We start from the raw sequence: 24,538 nt of genomic DNA, 5'->3' as shown, positions 1-24,538 counted from the left end.
TTTCTACACGAAAGCGAAGTGCAACGTAGCGGCAGTGTCCACCGTAGTGCAGTGCAACGGAACGAAGGTTACGCGAAAGCGCAGCGACAGCGTTTTATTTTCTACGCGAAAGCGCAGTGCAACGTAGTGGCAGTGTCAACCGTAGTGCAGTGCAACGGAACGAAGGTTACGCGACAGCGTAGTGAAACGGAGCGACAGCGTCTTCTTTTCTGCCAGGCATCGGCCCAGCCGGAACAGAAATCACCCCCATGTTATGGTGATAAACTCTATATTTCGCAAGAGAAGTAATTATGAAACGGAAGAAAGTTACTACAAATCTTATAACAACCATGAAAAACAGGCTGTGTTGACCATAGCCTGTTCATCTAAACTTTTAATGTTTTATTAACCTCATCACGTACTTCAAAAATATCAAAAGGCTTAGTAAAATATCGAATTGCTCCTAAATCTAATGCCTCCTGTACAACGTCCAATTCACCATATGCAGTCATCATGAATACTGGTAGTTGTGGCCACTTCTCTTTTAAGCGCTTTAAAATTTCTATACCATCCATTCCTGGGATTTTCATGTCTAATAGGACACAATCCATTTCCTCCTCAGCATATTTCAATGCTTCCGTACCATTTGCAGCTAAATATGTAACATAACCTTCCTTTTTTAACACTTCGTTTAAAAGCAAACGAATTCCTGGTTGATCATCGACAATTAGTAATCGTTTCACATTTCATTCCGCCCTTTTTGAGTTATTATTTTTACACAAATACTTCCTATATTATGTAATATTCTCCTTTAACCTCTTAATACCTTCTAGTATTATAAATTATCTACTTTTGCTTTATACTCTTTTCAAACATATAATATTGTTTGAGGTGGGACCATGTCAAAAATTCTAACAACACAATTGAGTGGATTATTACAAAGAATAACACAAAATGAAGAGGAAGCTATTGAAGAAACAGCACGATTACTTGCACAAGCGGGTATTGGTGAAGGTAATGTCTATTTCGCTTGCTTTGGCGAAATGCAAGTTGTCGAATTAAATGCATGTCAAGCTGTGGAACGTTTTACTAAGTTAGTTCCTTGGACAAAAGATACAGTTATCACGGAAGCCGATCGTGTATGCATTTTCACACGTAGTGCACACGATGAAGAGGCACTAGCCCTAGCACAGCAATTAAATAATGAGTTTATTCCATTCGCAGCAGTTGCTAGCGAAGTTGCTAATTCTGAAAATCCACTAGCAAATTTAGCTTATACGTATATTTCAACACGTATACGAGGTGGTTTATTACCGAACGATATAGGAGAGCGCATAGTTGTGCCACATGCTATTGCTGCCCTATTTGTTTACGAAGCAGTAAAAATTGCGTATGATGAAATGCTTGGTCTTGATGACGAAGAGTTATAAAGAATTTATAAAAAGAGTTGTCTCGCGTTTGAGACAACTCTTTTTTCATTATTTAAATGTTGCTCCGATAAAATCACGGAACAATGGCTGTGGACGATTTGGACGTGATACAAGTTCTGGGTGGAATTGACATGCTACGAAGAAATTCTTTTCTGGTAACTCGATAATTTCCACTAATTTACCGTCAGGGCTTGTACCTGAGAACACAAGGCCTGCAGCTTCCATTGCTTCACGATATTCATTGTTAAATTCATAACGATGGCGGTGACGTTCATAAACAAGCTCTTGACCATAGGCTTGACTTGCCTTTGAACCTTCTTTTAGCTTACATGGATATAAACCTAAACGTAATGTACCACCGATGTCTACACTGTCGTTTTGATCTGGTAAGAAGTCAATAATAGGATATTCTGTATTTGCATCAAGCTCTGTAGAATGTGCTCCTTGTAAACCAAGTACGTTACGAGCAAATTCTATTGTCGCAAGTTGCATACCTAGGCAAATACCTAAGAATGGCACATCATTTTCACGAGCATATTGTGTCGCTAAAATTTTACCTTCAACTCCACGGTCACCGAAGCCACCTGGAACTAAAATTGCGTCAGCACCTTTTAATAGTGTAGCAACATTGTCAGCATCTACATGTTCTGCATTAATCCAGTCAATATCAATATCAGAATTAAATGCATAGCCTGCATGTTTTAATGCCTCTACAACAGAAATGTAAGCATCTTGTAGTTCTACATATTTACCTACTAAAGCTACTTTTCGTTTATTTGGTAAGCTCTTCACTTTAGCTACAAGCTCGCGCCATTCTTCCATATCCGCCTCTGGTGCTTCAATACCAAAATGGTCAAGTACGATATCATCGATATCTTGTGCATGAAGGTTTAAAGGTACTTCATATAAATGTTCTGCATCGCGAGATTCAATAATTTCGTGTGGCTGAACATCACAGAATAAAGCTAATTTTTCTTTCATTTCCTGTGGCACTTCTTGCTCTGTACGTACAACGATAATATTTGGTTGAATACCTAAAGAACGTAATTCTTTTACAGAATGTTGAGTTGGTTTTGTTTTTAGCTCACCTGCAGCTTTAATATAAGGAATAAGCGTACAATGAACATACATCACATTGTTATGACCTAAATTTGTTTTCATTTGGCGAATTGCTTCAAGGAATGGCAATGACTCAATATCCCCAACTGTTCCGCCTACTTCTGTAATTACTACGTCTGCATTTGTTTCGCGACCAGCTCGTTGAATACGATCTTTGATCTCATTTGTAATGTGAGGAATTACTTGTACTGTTCCACCGTTGTAATCACCACGGCGTTCTTTTTGTAATACAGACTGATAAACACGACCTGATGTTACTGTAGAATGTTTTCCTAGGTTAATATCAATAAAACGTTCGTAGTGACCTAAGTCTAAGTCAGCTTCTGCGCCATCATCTGTTACGAAAACCTCACCATGTTGATAAGGACTCATTGTTCCTGGGTCAATATTGATATATGGATCAAATTTTTGAATCGTTACTTCTAATCCACGATTTTTTAATAAACGACCTAGAGATGCTGCTACAATCCCTTTTCCAAGTGATGACACAACCCCACCTGTTACAAAAATATACTTAGTCATGAAAAAATTCCTCCTTATGTTGTTCTAGAAATTGCTAGTAAGAAAAGTACATTCACGCCACATGCTGATTCAAAGCATTGAAGCAAATGTTCGACAGGCTAAGAAAATTAATAATTCTCATCCCTAAAATAAGAAAAGCCGAGAATGCCTACAAAATTGTAGTCGATTCGAAGCTGTAATCGTTTCTATCTCTTTTCTACTTTCCTTTTTAAAATTTGAAATCCTAACGTCTATTCAGTCACCGATTATTATACATCATGAATGATTTGGAACATTTATATTCATTCCATAGCTATAAACTTGGGAGAACTTGACTGAATAAAGTTAAAAAATAAAAAAACGCTCCTCCTGCATAGGTTTGCAGGGGGAGCGTATTACATACACGGTCTTTCTCCTTTAATTAAGGAGCCCAAGTAAAAGATTAAACGTAACCGTGATAGAAGTCAAGATTTTTTACTACAAGGATAAAAGAAAGAAAATTTCAAAGAGTAATTATCTTACTTAGATTTCATCCTCTTCTTCGTCAAGTTCTTCATCATCATCAATAAAGTCCTCGTCGATTTCTTCATCGATTTCATCTAGATCATCTTCATCAAAGTCGATATCTTCTTTATCATCATCTTCTTCTTCTTCATCTACATCATCTTCTTCAACGAATTCTTCATAATCTTCATCAAAGTCAATATCTTCTTCATCTAAATCTTCGTCTAAATCATCTTCATCCTCAACGGCAGCTTTAGATTTTTTCTTATGAGTTTTAACAGAAGGAGCTGTTTCTTCTTCAATCTGTTCAACTTTATACCATTCACGTAAGCCCCAGCCAGTTTCCTGATTAAATAAGAAGCGGCCATCTACATTTAAATCTGTATAGAATTGTAGTAAGCGAGCTTTCATTTCTTCATCACTATAGCCTACAAGCTCTTGAATAATTGTTAATAAGTCATTAAAAGACACTGAGGCACGTTTTTCATTTAAAATTGCATAAGCTAAGTTAATTAACGATTCTTCCGTTAATTGTTCTTTTGTCATTTCACGAAAATTCATTCGTGCACTTCCTTTCCCTCATCACAATGGACGTTTTAAAATACATATAGCTTTATTTTCGGAGCGCAGCAAAAAAGGCCGCACAAAAGTAACCTTCCATATCATAAGCATAATACCCATTATATACAAAGTTTTATTCTCTTTGCTAGCTTCATTTACTGTTTTTTATATCACGCATTTTTTTTATCCCTAAGTAAAACAAATAGAAAGATAATAATAGTAAAGGAATAGCGCCAATTTGCTTATCATACAGGAAATAAACTCCTAACACTAAAGCTAAAATAATGATGTAGTTAATAGCTGATTTCATCATCTACTGCGCCTCCCTTTTTTTACATTTCTTATTATAACGGAAATAAAAAGAAGTGCCTAATCCTAAGACTAGACACTTAAAACTACACAAACATTTTGCACAAAATAGAATAAATGTTATACAGCAAGAAGATATGCACATTTACGGACTACATATTACGACGATATTGTCCGCCTACTTCATATAAAGCATTTGTGATTTGCCCTAAGCTAGCGACTTTTACAGTTTCCATAAGCTCCGCAAAAATATTACCGTTGTTTACAGCTACTTGTTGTAAACGGGCAATAGCCGCTTCGCTCTCTCCTTCATGTTGCTTCCAGAAGGCATGTAAATTATGAATCTGCGTCTCTTTTTCTTCCGTCGATGCACGTGCAATTTCCATATTGTTAATTTCATCTTCTGAAGGTGGATTCGGATTTAAGTATGTGTTTACACCAATGATCGGTAACTCACCTGAATGCTTTAACATCTCGTAGTACATAGATTCCTCTTGAATCTTTCCACGTTGATATTGTGTTTCCATTGCACCTAACACGCCACCACGATCATTGATACGATCAAACTCTTCTAGTACCGCTTCTTCTACAAGGTCTGTTAACTCTTCTACGATAAATGCTCCTTGTAATGGATTTTCGTTTTTCGCTAAACCATGTTCCTTCGTAATAATCATTTGAATGGCCATTGCCCGACGTACAGATTCTTCCGTAGGCGTTGTAATTGCCTCATCATATGCATTTGTATGCAATGAATTACAGTTATCCTGTAATGCCATTAATGCCTGTAATGTTGTGCGGATATCATTAAAATCAATCTCCTGCGCATGCAAACTACGTCCAGATGTTTGGATATGATATTTTAATTTTTGTGCTCGTTCATTGGCGCCGTACTTATCACGCATTATAACCGCCCAAATACGGCGGGCTACGCGTCCAATAACTGTGTACTCCGGATCAAGTCCGTTAGAGAAGAAGAATGATAGATTTGGCGCAAAGTCGTCAATATTCATTCCTCGACTTAAATAATATTCCACATACGTAAAGCCATTTGCTAATGTAAAGGCTAACTGTGATATTGGGTTCGCACCAGCTTCGGCAATATGGTAACCAGAAATAGATACTGAGTAATAATTACGAACTTTATGGTCGATAAAGTATTGCTGAATATCTCCCATCATACGTAACGCAAACTCTGTTGAGAAAATACAAGTATTTTGCCCTTGATCTTCTTTTAAAATATCTGCTTGCACCGTTCCACGTACAACCTGTAATGTTTTCTCTCGTGTCTCCGTAAATTCTTCAACTGTCAAAGGGCGGCCAAGTTCTTTCTCGCGTAGTTGCACTTGCTGATCAATAGCCGTATTCATGAACATCGCCAAAATCACCGGTGCTGGACCGTTAATTGTCATCGATACTGAAGTTGATGGTGCACACAAATCAAAGCCTGCATAAAGCTTTTTCATATCCTCTAGCGTACAGATAGATACACCCGATTCTCCAACCTTTCCATAAATATCTGGTCGGTAATCTGGATCCTCACCGTATAGCGTTACCGAATCAAATGCTGTTGATAAACGTTTTGCATCATCATCCTTCGATAAATAATGGAATCGTTTATTTGTACGCTCAGGCGTTCCTTCGCCAGCAAATTGTCGCTTCGGATCTTCACCTTCACGTTTAAATTGGAATACCCCTGCTGTATATGGGAATTCACCAGGTACATTTTCTCTATAAACCCAACGTAAAATTTCACCGTAATCTACGAATTTCGGTAAGGCCACTTTAGGGATTTTTGTACCAGATAGGCTTATTGTCTTTAAAATCGTACGAATTTCTTTATCACGGACTTTTGTCACAAATTCGTCTCCAGCATACGCTTCTTTTAAAGCTTGCCAATTATCTAATATACGTTTGGATTCAGCTGTTAATTCATCTCTTACGCTTTCCGCTAAAGAAGTAAGAGATGCCACAAGTGCATCATTTGGTGCTTTTTCATTAACCGCCGCAATAGCTCCCTCTAATTGGAATAGACGGCGAGCAAATTCCACCTGCTGCTCTGATTTTTTATGATAGCCACGTACAGTGTCTGTGATTTCTCGTAAATAATAACGACGGTCGTTTGGAATAATAACATCTTGCTTTTGAGTTTTCGCAAATTGCTCATAGCCTGTTTCCCAATTACTTCCTGTCTTCGTATTAATGATATTTACTAAAGCAGCAAATAAAGCATTCGTTCCTTTATCATTAAATTGACTGGCAATCGTACCGTACACAGGCATATTATCTAGTGATTCATCCCAAAGCTCTCGTGAACGTTGATATTGTTTCTGCACTTGACGTAGCGCATCCTCAGAACCTTTACGTTCAAATTTATTGATGGCGATCACATCCGCAAAATCAATCATGTCAATTTTCTCAAGTTGTGTTGGAGCACCAAACTCACTTGTCATAACATACATGGATAGATCAGTGTATTTTGTAATCTCGGCATCGCCTTGACCAATACCACTTGTTTCTACAATGATTAAATCATAGCCCACTACACGTGTTACATCTAGCACGTCTCCAATTGAAGCAGTAAGCTCTGTACGAGATCCACGGGTTGCCAAACTACGCATATATACTCGATTATTGAAAATCGCATTCATACGAATTCGGTCACCAAGTAAAGCCCCACCTGTTTTTTGCTTTGTCGGATCGACAGATAGAATAGCTACGCGTTTATCCGGAAACTCCTTTAGGAAACGACGAATTAATTCATCCGTTAAGGAAGACTTACCCGCACCACCAGTTCCTGTAATACCTAATACAGGTGTCCCTTTTGAGCGTTTACGAGCTTCTTCTAGCATCTTTTTCGTTTCTTCATCATCATTCGACTCAGCTGCAGTTAATAAATTTGCTAAAATTTCTGGTGTTTCTGTCGTTAGAGCATCAAGCTTTTCTTGATAGTTTCCTGTAGCAGTTGGGAAATCAGTTCCTTTAATTTTCTGATTAATCATCCCTTGTAATCCTAAAACACGCCCATCCTCTGGCGAGAAAATCCCCGCAATCCCGTAAGCATGTAGCTCTTTAATTTCACGTGGTAAAATAACACCACCGCCGCCGCCATAAATTTTAATATGTGGCGCCCCTTTTTCACGCAGCAAATCATACATATATTTAAAGTATTCCATATGCCCGCCTTGATAAGATGATATCGCAATGCCTTGAGCATCCTCTTGTATCGCAGCATTTACGACTTCTTCCACGGAGCGATTATGTCCTAAATGGATTACCTCTACACCGCTTGATTGTAAAATACGTCGCATAATGTTAACTGAAGCATCATGTCCATCAAAAAGACTCGATGCTGTAACAAAACGTACGTGATTTTTTGGACGATATACTTCTACCTTTGTCATATGAAATCCCCACTTTCTCCCCTTAATCAATTACACCTTTTTGTTAAATGAAACAGCTTCATAAAAAAAGTCGGTAATTGCAATGTCGCTTTATGCAATTACCGACAACCCCTTTACGGAACTTATTAGAACCCCTTTATGCCTGAAATAAACAATGTTATTTGCATTTCAATAAATTCGTCGATAGAGTGTTGACGATGGAGCGCCCATTTACGGAATGCCCAGCTTTGTCCAGAAACGACTAAGTTATTTGCTGCCATGTGGATTTGTTTATCCGTCATCGTTATTTCGCCTGACTGCACACAGCGTTGTAGTAATCGCTCAAAAGTGCCAACCATTTCAAACTCCTTACTAAATACATAACGCTGTGCTTCTTTTGACAATGATTTAGTTTCCTGATACATGATTGTCAGCTCATCAACCATACTATCAATTTGCAAGAAATATTCTCGAATCATTTCCTTTAACTCTTCTATAGTTCCTGCCTTAATCTCATAACTTGAAAGTCGCTCCATCGCATGGTGATAAATACTATCACATACAAGGTAAAGGACGTCTTCCTTAGTACGAATATATTCATATAATGTTCCGATACTAAAGCCTGCAGCTTTTGCGATTTCTCTCGTCGTAGCACGATGAAAACCTTTTTCTCTAAATAATTTAATGGCTCCCTCTATCATTTGTTCTCGACGAATGGCGATAAGATTTTCATCTTTTACTGTTGACTGTACTTGGGGTCTTTTATCTCTTTCTGTCATACGTTATTTCGTCAACATACGAGAGATAACCAATCGTTGAATCTCTTGTGTACCTTCATAAATTTGTGTGATTTTCGCATCACGCATGAAGCGCTCAACTGGATAATCTTTCGTATAACCATAGCCACCAAAGACTTGAACCGCCTCAGTCGTTACATACATAGCAGTATCGCCAGCCATTAATTTTGCCATTGCAGATGCCTTACCATACGGTAGACCATTTGATTCCAACCAAGCCGCTTGGTATGTCAGCAGTCGAGATGCTTCAATTTGAGTTGCCATATCTGCTAGTTTAAAAGATACACCTTGGTTAGCAGTAATTGGCTTACCAAATTGCACACGCTCTTTACCATATTCAACAGCTGCATCTAACGCGCCTTGTGCAATCCCTACAGCTTGCGCCGCAATACCATTACGTCCTCCATCAAGTGTTGTCATCGCAATTTTGAAGCCTTCTCCTTCAGCTCCAAGCATGTTTTCTTTCGGAACGCGACAGTTATCAAAAATAATTTCAGTTGTAGGAGATGAACGAATTCCTAGTTTTTTCTCCTTCTTCCCTACCGAGAAACCTTCAAAGCCAGCTTCAACGATAAAAGCAGTTGTGCCATTTTTTGCTTCTGGATCTGTTACTGCAAATACAACATATGTATCTGCTACTCCACCATTAGTAATGAAAATCTTCGAGCCGTTTAAAATATAATCATCACCATCACGTTTTGCATAAGTTTTCATGCCCCCTGCATCAGAACCTGATCCTGGCTCCGTTAAGCCATAAGCACCGATATGTTTACCTTCTGCCATTGGACGAAGATATTTTTGTTTTTGTTCTTCATTACCAAATTTAAAGATCGGCCAACCAGCAAGCGAAGTATGTGCTGATAAAGTTACCCCTGTTGAAGCACATACACGTGATAATTCCTCCACAGCAATGACATACGCAAGATAATCAAAGCCTGCACCGCCGTATTCTTCTGGCCATGGAATACCTGTTAAGCCTAGCTCTGCCATTTTATCGAAAATTGCACGGTCAAACTCTTCGTTCTCGTCACGTTCAGCTGCTGTTGGCGCTACTTCATTAATAGCAAAATCACGAATCATTTCGCGTAATTGCTCATGCTCTTCTGATAATTGAAAGTTCATTGTCCATTACCCCTTTTTAGTTAGACTCTGTTATTGCTAAATTGTTGATTTTTATATTTGATATCGTTTCTGTGGTGATTGCCTAGTTTGCTTGGAGACCTGAGCAGTTCACCGTGGGACCCGAGCAATTTACGGTTTTCCCCGAGCAGTCGACATCATCCGTAAAAAATCAATCTCGATCACATAACATAAGACTTATTTAAGTAAATGTTTACTAATGACTAGCTTTTGAATTTCACTTGTACCCTCGTATATTTCTGTCACCTTCGCATCACGGAAGTAACGTTCTACGGGATAGTCTTCTGTATAGCCATAACCACCAAAAATCTGTACCGCGTCAATTGCCGTTTGTACTGCTGTGCGTGAGGCAAAGAGTTTTGCCATAGATGCCTCGGCTCCGCAAGGTAACCCTTTTGTACGTAAATCTGCTGCACGATAGACTAGTAATTTTGCTGATTCTACAGCTGTCGCCATATCAGCAAGCTTAAAGCCAACCCCTTGTTGTGCCGCAATCGGCTTTCCAAATTGAACACGTTCTTTTGCATATGCAGTAGCTGCCTCTAACGCTGCTTCAGCAATGCCTAGAGATTGTGCTGCAATTCCAATACGTCCAACATCTAAGTTGGCCATTGCAATTTTAAAGCCTTCCCCTTCCTCCCCAAGAAGGTTTGTTGCTGGAATGCGACAGTTGTCGAATGTTAGTTGGACTGTACGTGAGCCATGTAAGCCCATTTTATGCTCATCTTTACCTATGATTAAGCCTGGCGTTCCCTTTTCAACAATAAATGCTGAAATGCCACGTGTTTTTGCAGCCGGATTCGTTGAGGCAAAGACAATATAAACATCTGCTTCTCCGCCGTTTGTAATAAACACCTTGGAGCCATTGATGACATATTCATCTCCATCTCGTACCGCTTTTGATTGTAGAGAGCCTGCATCAGAACCAGCGCTAGGCTCTGTTAAACAAAATGCCCCTAAATATTCACCAGCAGCAAGCTTTGGAACATAACGTTTCTTCTGTTCATCGTTGCCAAAATAAATAATAGGGTTTGTTCCAACCGAAGTATGCACAGATAAAATAACACCCATTACCGCGCTAACTTTTGATAGTTCATTGATAGCAATTATGTACGATGTAAAATCCATCGCTGAGCCGCCTAATTCCTCAGGCGTTGTGATCCCCATTAAACCTAATTCTCCCATTTGGGCAAGAAGCTCACGCGGGAACTCTCCTGCCTCCATACGTTCTACCCACGGTTCGATTTTATCCTGAGCGAAATTACGAACCATATCACGCATCATTATTTGTTCATCTGTAAATTGTAAATGCATCTATTATGTCACCCCTGTACGTTGTCCCGTAGCATTACACTTCGTTTAAAAGTCGTCCCATCCCCATAGGATTATTCATAAACGTAAAAGCCTCTTCCTGATTTTTTACCTAGCCAGCCCGCTGCCACATATTTACGAAGCAATGGACAAGGTCTATATTTACTATCACCTAAGCCCTCATGTAAAATCTCCATGATGGATAGACATGTATCAAGACCAATAAAGTCTGCCAATGTTAATGGACCCATCGGATGATTCATTCCGAGCTTCATCACATCATCAATGGCTTCTTTCGATGCTACACCTTCATACAATGCGTAGATCGCTTCATTAATCATTGGTAGTAAAATACGATTCGAAATAAAGCCTGGGAAGTCATTTACTTCCACTGGAGTTTTCGATAATTTTACTGTCATGTTTTCAACTGCTTTGTAGACTTCATCACTTGTAGCTAATCCTCTAATAATTTCTACAAGCTTCATAACAGGTACAGGATTCATAAAATGCATACCAATTACTTGCTCTGGACGATTTGTTACAGCTGCAATTTCCGTAATTGGTAAAGATGATGTATTCGTAGCTAAAATGGCATGTGCCGGTGCAATCTGATCGATTTGCTTAAAGATGGATTGCTTCACTTCCATATTTTCCACTGCCGCCTCGATGATAATATCTACGTCACTAGCATCCTGTAAATCTAGTGACATACTAATACGACCTAAAATCGCTGCCTTCTCATCCTCAGTTTTACGACCCTTTTCGACATCACGTGTCAGGTTTTTTGTAATTACTCCTAAACCGCGTTCGAAAAATTCTTGCTTCATGTCGTTCAGTTTCACATCATAGCCAGCTTGTGCACAAACTTGTGCAATACCGGAGCCCATTTGCCCAGCACCAATAACCATTACTTTTTGAATTCCCATCATTTGAGTCCCCCTGTTTTCGGTACTTCAATCATAATCGTATCGCCTTGCCCTCCACCTGAGCAGATAGCAGCAATTCCGATACCACCGCCACGGCGCTTTAATTCATGGGCAAGTGTCAAAATAATGCGTGCTCCAGATGCTCCAATTGGATGACCTAATGCAACTGCACCACCATTAACATTGACCTTATCAGCATCTAAATCCGCCAATTGCTTGCTGACAAGAGCTACTGCTGCAAATGCTTCGTTGATTTCGATTAAATCAATGTCTGCTAGTGATTTTCCCGTCTTTTTAAGTAACTTGTTTATGACAAGCCCTGGTGTTTGAGGGAAGTTTTCAGGCTCAATAGCTAGCTCTTCATGACCAATAATAACTGCAAGCGGCTCTCTGCCTTCACGCGCTGCACGTTCCTCACTCATTACTACTAAGGCACATGCACCATCGTTAACACCAGGTGCATTACCTGCTGTAATCGTTCCGTCCTTGTCAAAGGCTGGCTTGAGCTTTGCCAGTACCTCCATTGACGTACCCGCTCTTGGTGCCTCATCTGTATCGACTTGAAGCGGATCTCCCTTACGCTGTGGAATTTCCACAGGCACGATTTCTTCAGCAAAGTAACCTTTCTCGATTGCTGCAAGTGCACGTTCATGACTACGAACAGACCAAGCATCCTGCTCCTCGCGGCTTAACGAATATTCTTTGGCCGTTGTATTACCGTAGCTTCCCATATGCGGTCTTGCCTTATCAAAGGCACATGTTAAGCCATCATATAGCATGCCATCCACCATTGTAGAGTCGCCCATACGTAAGCCTGTTCGACCATTTTGTAGATAATAAGGTGCATTAGACATGGACTCCATACCACCAGCGATAATAACTTCTTCGTCCCCTAATCGAATTAGCTGATCTGCTAGTGTTACAGCACGCATCCCTGACGCACAAACCTTATTAATCGTTTCTGTTTTCACTGCAATTGGTAAATTTGCTTTTATCGCAGCCTGCCTTGAAGGAATTTGACCCTGTCCCCCTTGTAAAACGGAGCCTAAAATTACTTCATCTACTTCATCAGGTGAAATATTCGCTTTCTCAAGTGCCCCTTTTATAGCGATTGCACCTAAATCACTTGCACTTAATGCTGATAGTGAACCTCCAAACTTACCAAATGCAGTTCTTGATCCTGCTAATATTACAGCTCTATTCAAGTAAAACACCCCTTTTGTTTTACGTTCTAAGAAGAAGTATTAGAGCATTCGCGTTGACTGAACGCTCGCTCGACCTCTTGCTATGAAAAATGGGAGTTAAAAGCAACTCCCATTTCCACTTAATCTTATTCTACAAAACAATTATTTATTCTGCAATTTATATTTTTCAGATAACTAAAATATTTCTGCAATAACTATTATTTTTCTTCGTTAACCTCTGCATTCTTGTCTTCTTCGACACTATCTACAGATGCTACTACTTCTTCAACCATCACATCTGCTGCTTCTTCAACAGAGTTCTCAACGGCTTTCATCTTTTCACCAAACACTGAACGCTCTAATAGCTCAGCAACATCGAATGTACCGATTGAATCCTCAACCTCTTTTGCCTTTGTACCATCCTCAAGCATTGTTAAACAGTAAGGACATCCAGAAGAAATAACTGATGCATTAGTTGCTAAAGCTTGCTCAGTTCGTGCTACGTTAATACGGTTGCCGACATGTTCTTCCATCCACATTAATCCGCCGCCTGCACCACAGCACATTGCTGTCTCACGATTACGCTCCATTTCCACAAGCTTAACACCTGGAATCCCACGTAATATCTCACGTGGTGCATCATAAACATCGTTATAACGACCTAAATAACAAGAATCGTGGAACACAATCGTTTCATGAACTTCGTAATTTAACGCTAGACGATTTTCATCAATCAATTGATTCAATAGTTCAGTATGGTGGTAGACCTCGCCCTTCCAGCCAAAGTCTTGGTATTCATTTTTAAAGATATTATAAGCGTGCGGGTCAATCGTAACGATTTTTTTCACGTCGTTTTTCTCAAATTCATCGATATTTGCTGTTGCCAGCTCTTGGAATAAAAATTCATTTCCTAAACGACGAGGTGTGTCCCCTGAGTTTTTCTCTTTATTTCCTAAAATCGCAAACTTCACGCCTGCCTCGTTTAATAAACGACAGAAAGCTAATGCAATTTTTTGTGAGCGGTTATCAAATGCACCCATTGAACCTACCCAGAATAAATATTCCATTTCCTCGCCTGATTTTTTCAGCTCTTTCACTGTTGGAATATGAATTGTTGGATCTAGGTCACGCCAATTTTCTTTTTCTTTACGGTTTAAGCCCCAAGGATTGCCTTGACGCTCGATATTTGTCATCGCGCGTTGTGCATCAGGGTTTACTTTTCCTTCAGTCATTGTTAAGTAACGACGTAAATCAATAATTTTATCGACATGCTCGTTCATAACTGGACATTGATCCTCACAGTTACGACAAGTTGTACATGCCCAAATCTCTTCTTCTGTAATGACATCGCCGATTAAAGAAGGATTGTAGATATCTTCAATGACTGCCCCCTCAGCACCAGCTGCCATCGCTAGCTGATTCCCCTTTGTATTAGCAAAGAATTGGTAAGGTACCCAAGGCTTTTGCTTTGTCACAACAGCACCTGTAAATGTTAAATGATCACGAAGCTTCACGATTAAATCCATCGGTGATAGCATTTTCCCTGTTCCTGTTGCTGGACACATATTTGTACAGCGTCCACACTCTACACAGGAATATAAATCTAGCATTTGTTTTTGTGTGAAGTCTTGAATACGTCCAACACCAATTGCTGGTATATCCTCTTCATCTTCAGCATTTTCTAATGCCTCAAAGTCGATCGGTGTTAGAGTACCCGTACGATCTAAACGGTTCATGTACACATTGATCGGGCTTACAATCAAGTGGAAATGCTTTGATTGTGGTACATACACTAAGAATGTCAACAGAATTAATAAGTGCGCCCACCACATCACATAGAAAACAACAGCCGCCGCTGACGCTGGTAGGAAGCCAAAAATAGCAGCAATGCCAGAAGCAACTGGCTCAGTATAAGTTAGTCCTTCACCATGCCAAATTAATCCCATACCATTTGCAAACAATGTGGAAACCATTAACCCACCAATGAAAATTAACACAAGACCATTTTTCCAGCCTCGTTTTAGACGTACTAGCTTTTCTACATAGCGACGGTAAAATGCCCATACAACCGCCACTAAAATCATTAATACCACAAGCTCTTGGAAGAATGTAAACACACTGTAGAAAATGCCAAGCGGCAGATGTGATCCAGGTACTAACCCCTTCCAAATTAAATCAATGGCACCTAACTGCACCATCAAAAATCCATAGAAGAACATGACGTGAATTAAACCACTCTTTGGATCTTTTAATAGCTTATTTTGGCCAAGTACATTGACCATTAGATAATGAATTCGTTCTTTAACACTTTCATCAAACTCAACCTTTTTCCCCAATTGCACAAACTTATAGCGTGTTTTTAACAGATAGAAGAACAATCCTACTGCATAAAGCACAACCACGACTGTTAGAACAATGTTTGCAATTACTAATGGACTCATGGTTGGTCCCCCCTTTAGTTGTCGTAAATTTCTCTCTTTGTGATAAATTTGCTAGCTCAAACGTAAATGTACTTCATTCTATCATTTATATTCCCATTCTAATAAATGAGTGAGCATTCAGTCAACATAAAACGAAAATATTTCTGATAATTTTATATTCTTACATTTTACAAGAAAAAAAGCCACCCTGAATTTTTAAGAGGACATGGAACAGCTAAAGAATTTCATTTTTTTATATTATAAATCTATTTTTTGTTAGGTTTAGAAACTCAAAAAAGCCGATTTGCATCATGTTTTTGATGACAAATCGACTTTTCCAGTGCGCTAAATTTCAAAGTAGCTATTTCTTTTTTATATGTGTTTCAGCAATGATCAATCATTCGACTGTTATTTTTTAAAGACATTGCCGCTTCGAATATATTCGATATCCGCGACATTCAATCGATGATTTACAACCCGTGCTACTGCAAATAAATAATCAGATAGACGGTTTAAATATTTTTGCACAATTGTCGGTACGTCTTCGATTTCCTTCATAAGCGTTACCATTTGACGCTCTGCTCGGCGTGCTACTGTGCGAGCAATGTGTAAGGTTGCAGCTGCTGGTGCACCACCTGGCAGAATAAAGCGCTGTAACGGCGGTGCTTCATCTGACAATGCATCAATACGCGATTCCAACACTTCAATTGGCTGCTCTGTCAGCTTGTAATGACGCTCTTTCATAACGTTAGCGAGGTCGCCGCCCGCATCAAAAAGCTCATGCTGAATCGTTTCTAAATCAATTAAAATATCCTTGAATAGCTCACGATCTAGTTCACTGACAGCCTTACCAATAAAAGAATTTAACTCATCGATTGCCCCATATGTCTCAACGCGTAAGCTATCTTTATCAACGCGTCCACCGATAAGACTTGTTTTCCCTGTATCGCCTGTTTTTGTATAAAGCTTCATTTCTCTCATCTCCTTGAATTATTTTATCAATTTCGCCTTGGCGTAATTGCGTCCGGATTTTGAACTGTGCACGCACAATTCATTCCTTTGAAAATCCGTGACATCCGCCGGAGGCATTATCTTCATTCAGCAGGTTTATCTGCTGAATGAAGATAATTTTTTATTGCCTGCACAGTTGTTTCAAAAACACCTTTACCGATAATTTTGCCTACATCAGTAATTGGGCCACCGTACAGCATTTCTTCCCCTTTTTGTGTTGCCGCAATCAATAAACTATCTGTAGCAGTACCTGTCGCAATCGTACCACTTAGCTCATCACGAATATTTTCTGATTGTAATGCCTTTGTTTTCGCCTCATTTGCTGTCATCATTGCTTGGAAAAAGGCTTCTTCAGATAAACAACCATTAATGATAACCCACGTATTTATAGTACCAATATATGGTTCATCCTGCCTTTCATGTGTACGAGACACATCAACAGCATTGCCAACTCCAGCCGTAACAGCAACAAGGATGCTGCCAAAGGAAGCTTTAAATTCATTAATAGCTACTAGGTTTGTTGGTACAGCTGTTAACATGACGACAGTACTTGTTGATGCAAAACGCTCCTTCAGTAAAAATTCATCGACTTCTCTCTTTACATCACTAATCACATAATCTATTGGTACAGAGCGATTTAACAGGCAATCATACCAACCGATACCCGGATTATGAACAGCTGAGGACACCGTTTTTAAAGGAAACTCTGATTGAAGCTGAATGTACTGATCTGTAACAGTGAAGTTTTCTTTTTTTATGACAGCACGTTGCTGATGTTCAGCTAAAGCTGGCATCATTGTAATTTGAGGCTTTGGAATTTCAGGATGTGCATAGGTTGCAACTCGCGCATGATAGACGTCTTCGATTTGCGAAGCGATTAATACTTCATGTGGCTCCCCAAATGCCCGCATCCGCCCTTCCTCCATAAGTAACAATTCATCACAATAGAGGGAAGCTAAATTCATATCATGTAGTACCATAATAACTGTCAAACCACATTCTATTGCTTCCTTTCGCACCATATCTAAAATTTGACGTTGATGAGCAATATCTAGATGGTTCGTTGGCTCATCTAATAGTAATATTTCCGCTGTTTGTGCTAGAGCTTGAGCTACAAAAACTCTTTGCTGTTCACCGCCCGATAAAAATTCCATCGATGTCTGTTCATAGCGTTTCACACCTGTTTGCATCATTGCATGTTGGACTGCCTGTTCATCACGATCAGTCCAGCTCGAAAAAAAGCCTTTTTGATGTGGATAACGTCCAAGAGATACCGCCTCTCGTACACTGTTTGAAAAGGCATTAGCATGTAATTGTGGCAGCACCGCCATTTTTTTTGCTAAAGCACGAGCATTGTAAGAGCTACTATTTTTACCATCTATTAATATAGTGCCTGCAGTTGCTGGTAGTATACCACTTATTACTTTTAACAGTGTAGATTTCCCACTACCATTCGGCCCTAAAATCCCTAGTATTTTTCCTTTATTAACAGAAAAACTTATATCCTGGACGATCGGTACATCTTCATAGCCACCAGAAAGATGTTCAACAACAATCATGCCCGTACCCCCTTGCCTCTACGTTGCTTATAAAAAATATAGGAAAAAACGGGCGCCCCAATAAATGCAGTAATTACACCAATCGGTAGCTCTCTTGGCATAATAATTGTTCGTGCTACTAAATCACAAATAATCAGTAATGTTGCACCATTTAAAAATGATAATGGCAATAAATGACGGTGATCTGAACCCCAAACCATTCTCGTCATATGAGGAACTACTAAACCAACAAAGCCAATCGTTCCAGAAACAGCTACCGCAGCTCCTGTCAACATTGATCCACCCACTAAAATAATATATTTACTGCGCTTAACATTGACACCTAAATACTTTGCGCGTTCTTCTCCATATAACAGAACGTTTAACTCGCGTCTTTGTGTCCAAAGCATAATTGAGCCAATTATCACAAACGGAATAATCATTTGAACAAAAGGCCAACCCCGCATCGATACTGAGCCGAGTAGCCATCCGATAACTTGCCGTAGCTCTTCACCAGATAATGCAATCATTAACGAAATCAAGGAACCTAAAAATGAACTAAATATAACCCCTGTTAATATAAGAGTTTCCATTTTTAGCGAGCGGTCTACTATTCTAGCAAAACCCATGACAGCTACCATCGTTAATATGGCACCTATCATACTAAAGGTCGGTAACGTAAAATGGCCGACTACAGGTATGGATATACTAAAGAAAATCGTCATAACTGCACCAACTGATGCACCAGAGGAAACACCTAACGTATAAGGATCAGCCAAAGGGTTTTTTAATAAACCTTGAAAAGCTGCCCCTGCAATAGCAAGTGATGCCCCTACAAGCCCTGCCAGCAAAACTCTAGGTAACCGAATCTTCCATAAAATATTGGCAGCTGTTTCATCAGCCGCCTTATTCCACAATACTTCTAGTGGAATATGAACCGAGCCTATCGCTACACCACACCAGATGCTAATGACTAGAAGCGTAATCGCTGTTATATAGGCTACAATTGATTTACTCATTTAAACGCCTCTGGGTAGACGGCCTTCGCTAATTCCTCAAGACCATCTGCTAATCGAGGACCTTGACGACTTGTCGTGTTTTCATCCACTTGTACAATAGCTTTATTTTTTACGGCCGTAATTGTCTCAAAGCCTGGACGTTTTGGAATTTTCGTTAAAATATCAGGTACATAATTATATGCCACTACAATGACATCTGGATTTTTCGCGATAATTTGTTCTGCATCAATTTTATACCAGCTATTTGAATCCGCTGCCACATTTTCGGCATGAATCATTTCTAGCATTTCATTCATAAATGTACCTTTACCAGCTGTATAAATTTCTGGCTCATCAGACGACTCTACAAAGACTTTCTTTGGTTCAACACCCTCAAGTTTTGTTTCAACTTCTTTAACTTTTGCCTTCATATTTGCGACAATTTTTTTAGCTTCTTCTAATTTTCCTGTTGCACGACCAAGCTGTTCAATCGTTGTGTATGTTTCATCAAAGTTTTTGGCATCCGCTACAACAAATACTTTCACACCTGCAGCCTCAAGCTGTTCAATTGCTCCTTTTGAATTCCCCATACCCGATGCATGTGCAAAAACGATATCTGGTGTTAAAGCAATAATTTGTTCGATATTATAATCCATACCGCCGACCTTTTCTTTTTTAGTTGCCTCTGAAGGATAATCGTCATTATCTGTTACACCAACTATTTCATTATTTAGGCCAAGGCTAAATAATATTTCTGTGTTACTCGGAATGAGAGAGACAATCTTTTCAGGAGGCGCCTCAAGCGTAATATCCTTACCAGTAGCATCCGTTATCTTCATTGGGAATGTTGCTTGATCTACTTTTGTTGTCTCTTGTTGCTCAGAAGATGACGGCTTTTCATTTGTCGCCTCTTTAGTATTACATGCAGCCAGCAAGCCAATAGCTAAAAATGCTGATAATCCTATTTTCCAAATTTTTTTCATGTGAATGAATCCCCCTTAGTCTATCTGTGCATATAGTTAATGACTTGTTTTCCTGATTTATCGATATACTTTAGTTTTTCTCGCCCAAGGTTGTGGGTTTATCACCCAACATTGTGAGATTATCATCCACTCTTTCAAATTTATCGACATTTATCTTACAAAACAAATACCCCTCATCATAAAAAATGAGGGGGTCAAATCTGCACAAAAATACATATACAAAATCCACCATCCTATCCTCGTAGGCTACAACGTGTTTTCTATAAAGGCAGGTCTCCTGGCTTGTGCTCCTTACGCTTTTTCAAGCCTTCCCGAAATTTTCAGTGGCGCAGATTGAAAAAACTCACACATACAGTGGCGGGACCGCATCGGAATTACACCGATTTCCCTTTTCACTTTACATAAGTAAAGAACCTTTATAATATTCAGTTGATTTCATTATACATGAAAATCAAAAAAGTCGCCCCCATTCGAGACGACCTCTAATCAATTAAACTATGTCTGAGAAATACTGTACGGTTTTCATTGGTGCACCCATTTCTCGCAATGCCCATGTGCTCTCTAAATAAATATCTGCTAGCTTCTCATATTTGCCGCCGAATCTTTGCGCCCATTCAACCGCTACAACACTTTCATATAAATGTGCCATTTTCTCTGCGACCTTTTTTGCCTCAAACGTTTTCGTCGCATCATCTAAACGGCTAAATGTTTGCAAAGTTGAATCTAGTTTAGATAATTGCTTCACTACATTTTCGACTAATGGACTGTCAGCTAGTTTTTCTAGACGTCCCTCCATGACACGAACAAACATTTCGTGCACATGAAACTTTTCAACTAAACGAATGAGCTCTAAAGCTAAAATATTCGCTGTCCCCTCCCACACAGTAAGTACCTGTGCATCTCTTAATAACCGAGGTGTAACAAAATCTTCAATATAGCCGTTTCCGCCATGTAATTCAATTGCTTCACTAGCATAATGTACAGCTTGCTCTGCCGTTTCTTTTTTCATGATCGCAATATACAAGCGATTTAAAATGATGTCCTCTTTATTCCCCTGTCCACTAGTTACCTTATCGTACAGCTGAATAAGATCAAAAACCGTAGCAACTTCCACATGAAGCTTGGCAGCGAATTTCCCTAGTGTATCCTGAATCATAGGGTATTGCGTTAAAGGCTTACCAAATGCATGACGATTTGTCACATAGTGCTTCGCCTCTAAATATCCGCGGCGCATAATGCCTATAGAAGCAACCGCATTGCAAATTCTTGATAAATTAAGCGCCTCCAGCATATAATAAATTCCTTTATTTGGATCACCCACAACGTAAGCTAGCGCACCATCAAATTCCACCTCACCTGAAGGTACTGCTTTAACACCCAGTTTATCCTTTAAACGTCGAATGCGAAGGTTATTAACAGTGCCATCTTCATTTCGCCATGGAACTGCAAATAATGTTAAGCCCTTTGAACCTGCCTGAGCTCCTTCCATGCGTGCCAATACCATGGCTACCCCACACATTCCTGCGTTAGACGCGAAATATTTCTCACCATATAAACGATACTGATCGCCGTCCTGTCTTGCCTCTACAACATTCGCACCAACATCTGAGCCACCTTGACGCTCCGTTAAAAAAGTAGCCCCCTCATATAGCTCTGTCTCTCCTGTTGCACAAACATGTGGTAAAAAGCGCTCCTTCACCTCATCACTTGCATAATGATCAAGTAAAAAAGCCGTTGCCATTGTTAAAGTAACAGGACAGTAAAAGCCTGGCTCCGTATGTGATAATAAATAACCTTGAGCAAAGCTATAAACATAGTTGCCCTTCCTACCTAATTGCGGAATATCCTTATGCACATAGCCAACAATGCCGGTATTATACGTCTCTTCAATTGTTCTTTTATAGCCATCATTGACCCAAACCTCTGACACTTCTTCACCATAAGCATTATACCTTTGTAATCGAGGTTCACCCTCTCTATCCGTATGTTTGGCTCTCATATCAATCTCTCCTGCACAAAGCTCACCGAAATCTGTTAGCTCACGTGTTGCATATTCCACAAACTCTTTATCTAGCATCATTTCTAAAACTTTATGAAGTGTATCATTATCTTTAAAAAAGTTTGTTGTTTTCATTTCTTCCTGCTGTAAAACCTTCATGCTATCTCACCTCTTGTCCCTTTAAAGTTTGTTTTAGTATTTTGCCTGATGCATTTCGTGGTAGTGCTTCCACGCGTTCAAAAATGCGCGGAATTTTATATTTAGCAAGATGCTCCTCCAAATAAGCTTTAAGTCTGTCCTCGTCAATTTCTGTTTTAGCAGCATAAACGGCCTTTACTGTTTCTCCCCATTCCGGATGTGGTACACCTATTACAGCAACCTCAAATATTCCCTCATAGCTCAAAATTCTATCTTCAATTTCTTTCGGATAAATATTCACACCGCCTGAAAAAATAACATCCTTTTTACGATCGACAATCCAAATATAGCCGTCCTCATCTACGCGCGCTAAATCACCTGTTTTCAACCAGCCATCTATAAACGCAGCCTTTGTTGCAACATCATCCTTGTAATAGCCGAGCATATTGCCTTCACCAAGTAAGACGATTTCTCCCACTTCACCAACGCTGACATCTTCTCCTTCGTCGTTGATAATACGCAGCTCCGCTCCAAGTGGTGCACGGCGACCAATACTTCCTGCTTTCGTCGCATGCTCTCTGCCAAACAATAACGAACCATTTGGACCAGCCTCTGTTAAGCCATAGACACAAGTTAAATTATCTGTTTGGAATGCTTTTTGTAAAAATTGGACTTCATTTTGTGATAAAGGCGCGCCACCATAAACCCACCATTTCATCGATGATAAATCAGCTGTTTGCAATCTTGGCATTTGGGCCGTTAACAAATAGGCAACAGGTGCGCCAAAGAAATGCGTTGTCCTTTCCTGCTCTATTGAATCAATAAACAAATCAGGCGTAAATGTTGGTGTTAGCACGTTTGTTGAGCCTACGAGTACTCCAGCCATTAAAAATAGATGTAATGGAGCTGAATGCGTCAACGGCATCATGAGAAGGATTCGGCTTTCAGGCTTTACTTCCATTTCTACTGCAATCATTTGTGCTACAGTTAAAATATTGCGATAACTAAACAACACACCCTTTGGTTTTCCCGTTGTACCCGATGTATATAAAATCGTCGAAACATCATCTTCATTCAACTGGCAATCGATTGTTTGAATGCTTGCATGTTGAATAAGTGTTTCATAGTTTAACCAACCCACCTTCTCCTGACCTGTTTTGATTTTTAAAGGAACAACCGTAATATTTTCGACTGCTGCAAAAATTGCCTCATGTACTAGAATAGCTTTAGCATCAGCATGCTGCGCTACATATTCGACCTCTTGCAGCGTAAATTTCGCATTTACTGGAACGACAATAGCTCCAATGCGCTGAATTGCAAAATAGCTAACAACAAACTCTACAACATTTGGCATAAAAATGATGACTTTATCGCCTTGTCGCACCCCTTGCTCTAATAAAGCATGACTAAGACGTGTCACTTGCTCATCTAAATCACGATAAGACACTCGTCTACCTTGGCAAACAACAGCATCGCTCATAGGATACTTTCGGGCATTACGTGCTAACAAATTCGAACTATTCATCGTGCATCTCTCCCTTTAACGTCGCTAATTTTTCTGTAAAAATGCCTTGTAATTGCTGTATCTCCATTTTCATCTGTACAAGCTCCGCTATTTTGTCATCAATTTCTTGAATTTTTTGCTCCCCATATTCGACCGTACGCTCCAACTGCTGAATGCCCGTGCGATCATAATCAAACAGCAATACCATCTCCTTAATCTCCTCAAGTGAAAAACCGTAACGCTTTCCTCGGAAAATAAGCTTAAGCTTTGCTAATTCTTTTTTTGAAAAGGTTCGTTGATTTGTAGATGACCGATTGGGATTAAGCAGCCCTAGCTCCTCATAATAGCGAATTGTCCGTGTTGAAACATTAAACTGCCTAGCCACTTCTTGAATCGTCTTCAACATCATCTCCCCCTTCCCATTTTCCATCAGTATATCATTGACGCTAACGTAAACTTCAACAAGATATCTGAATTTTGAAGAAAATTTATGTTTTAAGTAGATGAATCTAATTTTTCGGGGATGCCATTCATTTCTTTATCTACTCTTTCCGTCGCTTTGGCCGATACTTCTGTCTTTTTGATGATTCTATCCTCGACTTTGGCGGGGCTATCCGTCACTTCGACGGTTCTATCCGTCGCTCTTGCTATTCCTTCCGTCGCTTTGTTGATTCTATCCGTCGCTCTGGCGGTTCCTTCCGTCGCTTCCGATTCTATCCGTCGCTCTTGCTATTCCTTCCGTCGCTTTGTTGATTCTATCCGTCGCTCTGGCGGTTCCTTCCGTCGCTTCCGATTCTATCCGTCGC

General features: G+C 39.7%; 20 protein-coding genes and 1 riboswitch. Of the genes, 2 read left to right on the top strand and 18 right to left on the bottom strand.

Annotated features, from left to right (window positions below; genetic code table 11):
* Nucleotides 1-365 precede the first annotated feature (365 nt).
* Nucleotides 366-722 (bottom strand): response regulator, encoded by a 357-nt coding sequence (locus ACQKNC_RS17300; RefSeq protein WP_427425994.1) that lies wholly within the window; start codon nucleotides 720-722, stop codon nucleotides 366-368.
* A gap of 156 nt (nucleotides 723-878) precedes the next feature.
* Between ACQKNC_RS17300 and ACQKNC_RS17295 the strand changes: the two genes are divergently transcribed.
* On the top strand, nucleotides 879-1,409 hold the full coding sequence (locus tag ACQKNC_RS17295; RefSeq protein WP_427425993.1) for a DUF2529 family protein: 531 nt from the start codon (nucleotides 879-881) through the stop codon (nucleotides 1,407-1,409).
* Between the two features lie 48 nt (nucleotides 1,410-1,457).
* Here ACQKNC_RS17295 and ACQKNC_RS17290 read toward each other — a convergent pair whose 3' ends face one another.
* From ACQKNC_RS17290 to ACQKNC_RS17210, 17 genes are all read right to left on the bottom strand, one after another.
* On the bottom strand, nucleotides 1,458-3,050 hold the full coding sequence (locus ACQKNC_RS17290) for a CTP synthase (protein WP_427425992.1): 1,593 nt from the start codon (nucleotides 3,048-3,050) through the stop codon (nucleotides 1,458-1,460).
* Nucleotides 3,051-3,551: 501 nt separating this feature from the next.
* The gene (gene rpoE, locus ACQKNC_RS17285; protein WP_427425991.1) at nucleotides 3,552-4,094 is read right to left on the bottom strand and encodes a DNA-directed RNA polymerase subunit delta; all 543 of its coding nucleotides are present in this window, start codon (nucleotides 4,092-4,094) and stop codon (nucleotides 3,552-3,554) included.
* A gap of 151 nt (nucleotides 4,095-4,245) precedes the next feature.
* Nucleotides 4,246-4,407 carry a hypothetical protein gene (locus tag ACQKNC_RS17280; protein ID WP_427425990.1) on the bottom strand — a complete coding sequence of 54 codons (162 nt, stop codon included), beginning with the start codon at nucleotides 4,405-4,407 and terminating at the stop codon, nucleotides 4,246-4,248.
* Between the two features lie 148 nt (nucleotides 4,408-4,555).
* Entirely contained in the window at nucleotides 4,556-7,804 is a 3,249-nt protein-coding gene (gene icmF, locus ACQKNC_RS17275) for a fused isobutyryl-CoA mutase/GTPase IcmF (RefSeq protein WP_427425989.1), read from the bottom strand.
* A 125-nt stretch (nucleotides 7,805-7,929) separates the two neighbouring features.
* On the bottom strand, nucleotides 7,930-8,562 hold the full coding sequence (locus tag ACQKNC_RS17270) for a TetR/AcrR family transcriptional regulator (protein ID WP_427425988.1): 633 nt from the start codon (nucleotides 8,560-8,562) through the stop codon (nucleotides 7,930-7,932).
* Nucleotides 8,563-8,565: 3 nt separating this feature from the next.
* A complete protein-coding gene (locus tag ACQKNC_RS17265) occupies nucleotides 8,566-9,702 on the bottom strand; it encodes an acyl-CoA dehydrogenase (RefSeq protein WP_427425987.1) in 1,137 nt (378 codons plus the stop codon).
* Between the two features lie 195 nt (nucleotides 9,703-9,897).
* Nucleotides 9,898-11,034, bottom strand: a complete 1,137-nt coding sequence (locus ACQKNC_RS17260) for an acyl-CoA dehydrogenase (protein WP_427425986.1) — start codon at nucleotides 11,032-11,034, stop codon at nucleotides 9,898-9,900.
* A 71-nt stretch (nucleotides 11,035-11,105) separates the two neighbouring features.
* Nucleotides 11,106-11,957, bottom strand: a complete 852-nt coding sequence (locus tag ACQKNC_RS17255; RefSeq protein WP_427426047.1) for a 3-hydroxybutyryl-CoA dehydrogenase — start codon at nucleotides 11,955-11,957, stop codon at nucleotides 11,106-11,108.
* Complete coding sequence (locus ACQKNC_RS17250; protein ID WP_427425985.1) at nucleotides 11,957-13,162, bottom strand: acetyl-CoA C-acetyltransferase; 1,206 nt, start codon at nucleotides 13,160-13,162, stop codon at nucleotides 11,957-11,959. Before ACQKNC_RS17250 ends, ACQKNC_RS17255 begins: the two co-directional genes overlap by 1 nt.
* 197 nt (nucleotides 13,163-13,359) lie before the next feature.
* Nucleotides 13,360-15,582 (bottom strand): heterodisulfide reductase-related iron-sulfur binding cluster, encoded by a 2,223-nt coding sequence (locus ACQKNC_RS17245; protein WP_427425984.1) that lies wholly within the window; start codon nucleotides 15,580-15,582, stop codon nucleotides 13,360-13,362.
* A gap of 387 nt (nucleotides 15,583-15,969) precedes the next feature.
* Nucleotides 15,970-16,533 carry a cob(I)yrinic acid a,c-diamide adenosyltransferase gene (locus ACQKNC_RS17240; protein ID WP_285396814.1) on the bottom strand — a complete coding sequence of 188 codons (564 nt, stop codon included), beginning with the start codon at nucleotides 16,531-16,533 and terminating at the stop codon, nucleotides 15,970-15,972.
* 122 nt (nucleotides 16,534-16,655) lie between these two features.
* Nucleotides 16,656-18,131 carry an adenosylcobinamide amidohydrolase gene (locus ACQKNC_RS17235; RefSeq protein ID WP_427425983.1) on the bottom strand — a complete coding sequence of 492 codons (1,476 nt, stop codon included), beginning with the start codon at nucleotides 18,129-18,131 and terminating at the stop codon, nucleotides 16,656-16,658.
* On the bottom strand, nucleotides 18,128-19,129 hold the full coding sequence (locus ACQKNC_RS17230) for a FecCD family ABC transporter permease (protein ID WP_427425982.1): 1,002 nt from the start codon (nucleotides 19,127-19,129) through the stop codon (nucleotides 18,128-18,130). The genes ACQKNC_RS17235 and ACQKNC_RS17230 overlap by 4 nt, the downstream gene beginning before the upstream one ends.
* Nucleotides 19,126-20,091 carry an ABC transporter substrate-binding protein gene (locus ACQKNC_RS17225; RefSeq protein WP_427425981.1) on the bottom strand — a complete coding sequence of 322 codons (966 nt, stop codon included), beginning with the start codon at nucleotides 20,089-20,091 and terminating at the stop codon, nucleotides 19,126-19,128. Before ACQKNC_RS17225 ends, ACQKNC_RS17230 begins: the two co-directional genes overlap by 4 nt.
* Before the next feature lie 250 nt (nucleotides 20,092-20,341).
* A riboswitch (cobalamin riboswitch) is annotated at nucleotides 20,342-20,524 on the bottom strand.
* A gap of 57 nt (nucleotides 20,525-20,581) precedes the next feature.
* Nucleotides 20,582-22,249 (bottom strand): acyl-CoA dehydrogenase family protein, encoded by a 1,668-nt coding sequence (locus ACQKNC_RS17220; protein ID WP_427425980.1) that lies wholly within the window; start codon nucleotides 22,247-22,249, stop codon nucleotides 20,582-20,584.
* Nucleotide 22,250: 1 nt separating this feature from the next.
* Nucleotides 22,251-23,753, bottom strand: a complete 1,503-nt coding sequence (locus ACQKNC_RS17215) for a class I adenylate-forming enzyme family protein (protein WP_427425979.1) — start codon at nucleotides 23,751-23,753, stop codon at nucleotides 22,251-22,253.
* Nucleotides 23,746-24,135, bottom strand: a complete 390-nt coding sequence (locus ACQKNC_RS17210) for a MerR family transcriptional regulator (RefSeq protein ID WP_427425978.1) — start codon at nucleotides 24,133-24,135, stop codon at nucleotides 23,746-23,748. Before ACQKNC_RS17210 ends, ACQKNC_RS17215 begins: the two co-directional genes overlap by 8 nt.
* Nucleotides 24,136-24,255: 120 nt before the next feature.
* On the opposite strand from ACQKNC_RS17210, the gene ACQKNC_RS17205 reads away from it, so the two are divergent.
* The coding region (locus ACQKNC_RS17205; RefSeq protein ID WP_427425977.1) for a hypothetical protein at nucleotides 24,256-24,538 on the top strand (283 nt) is incomplete at its 3' end.

It is taken from the genome of Lysinibacillus sp. NPDC094177, from assembly GCF_050279145.1.
Taxonomy (GTDB): Bacteria; Bacillota; Bacilli; order Bacillales_A; family Planococcaceae; genus Lysinibacillus.
The sequence above is the reverse complement of the archived record's forward strand: the minus strand, read 5'-3'. Positions and strand labels throughout refer to the sequence as shown.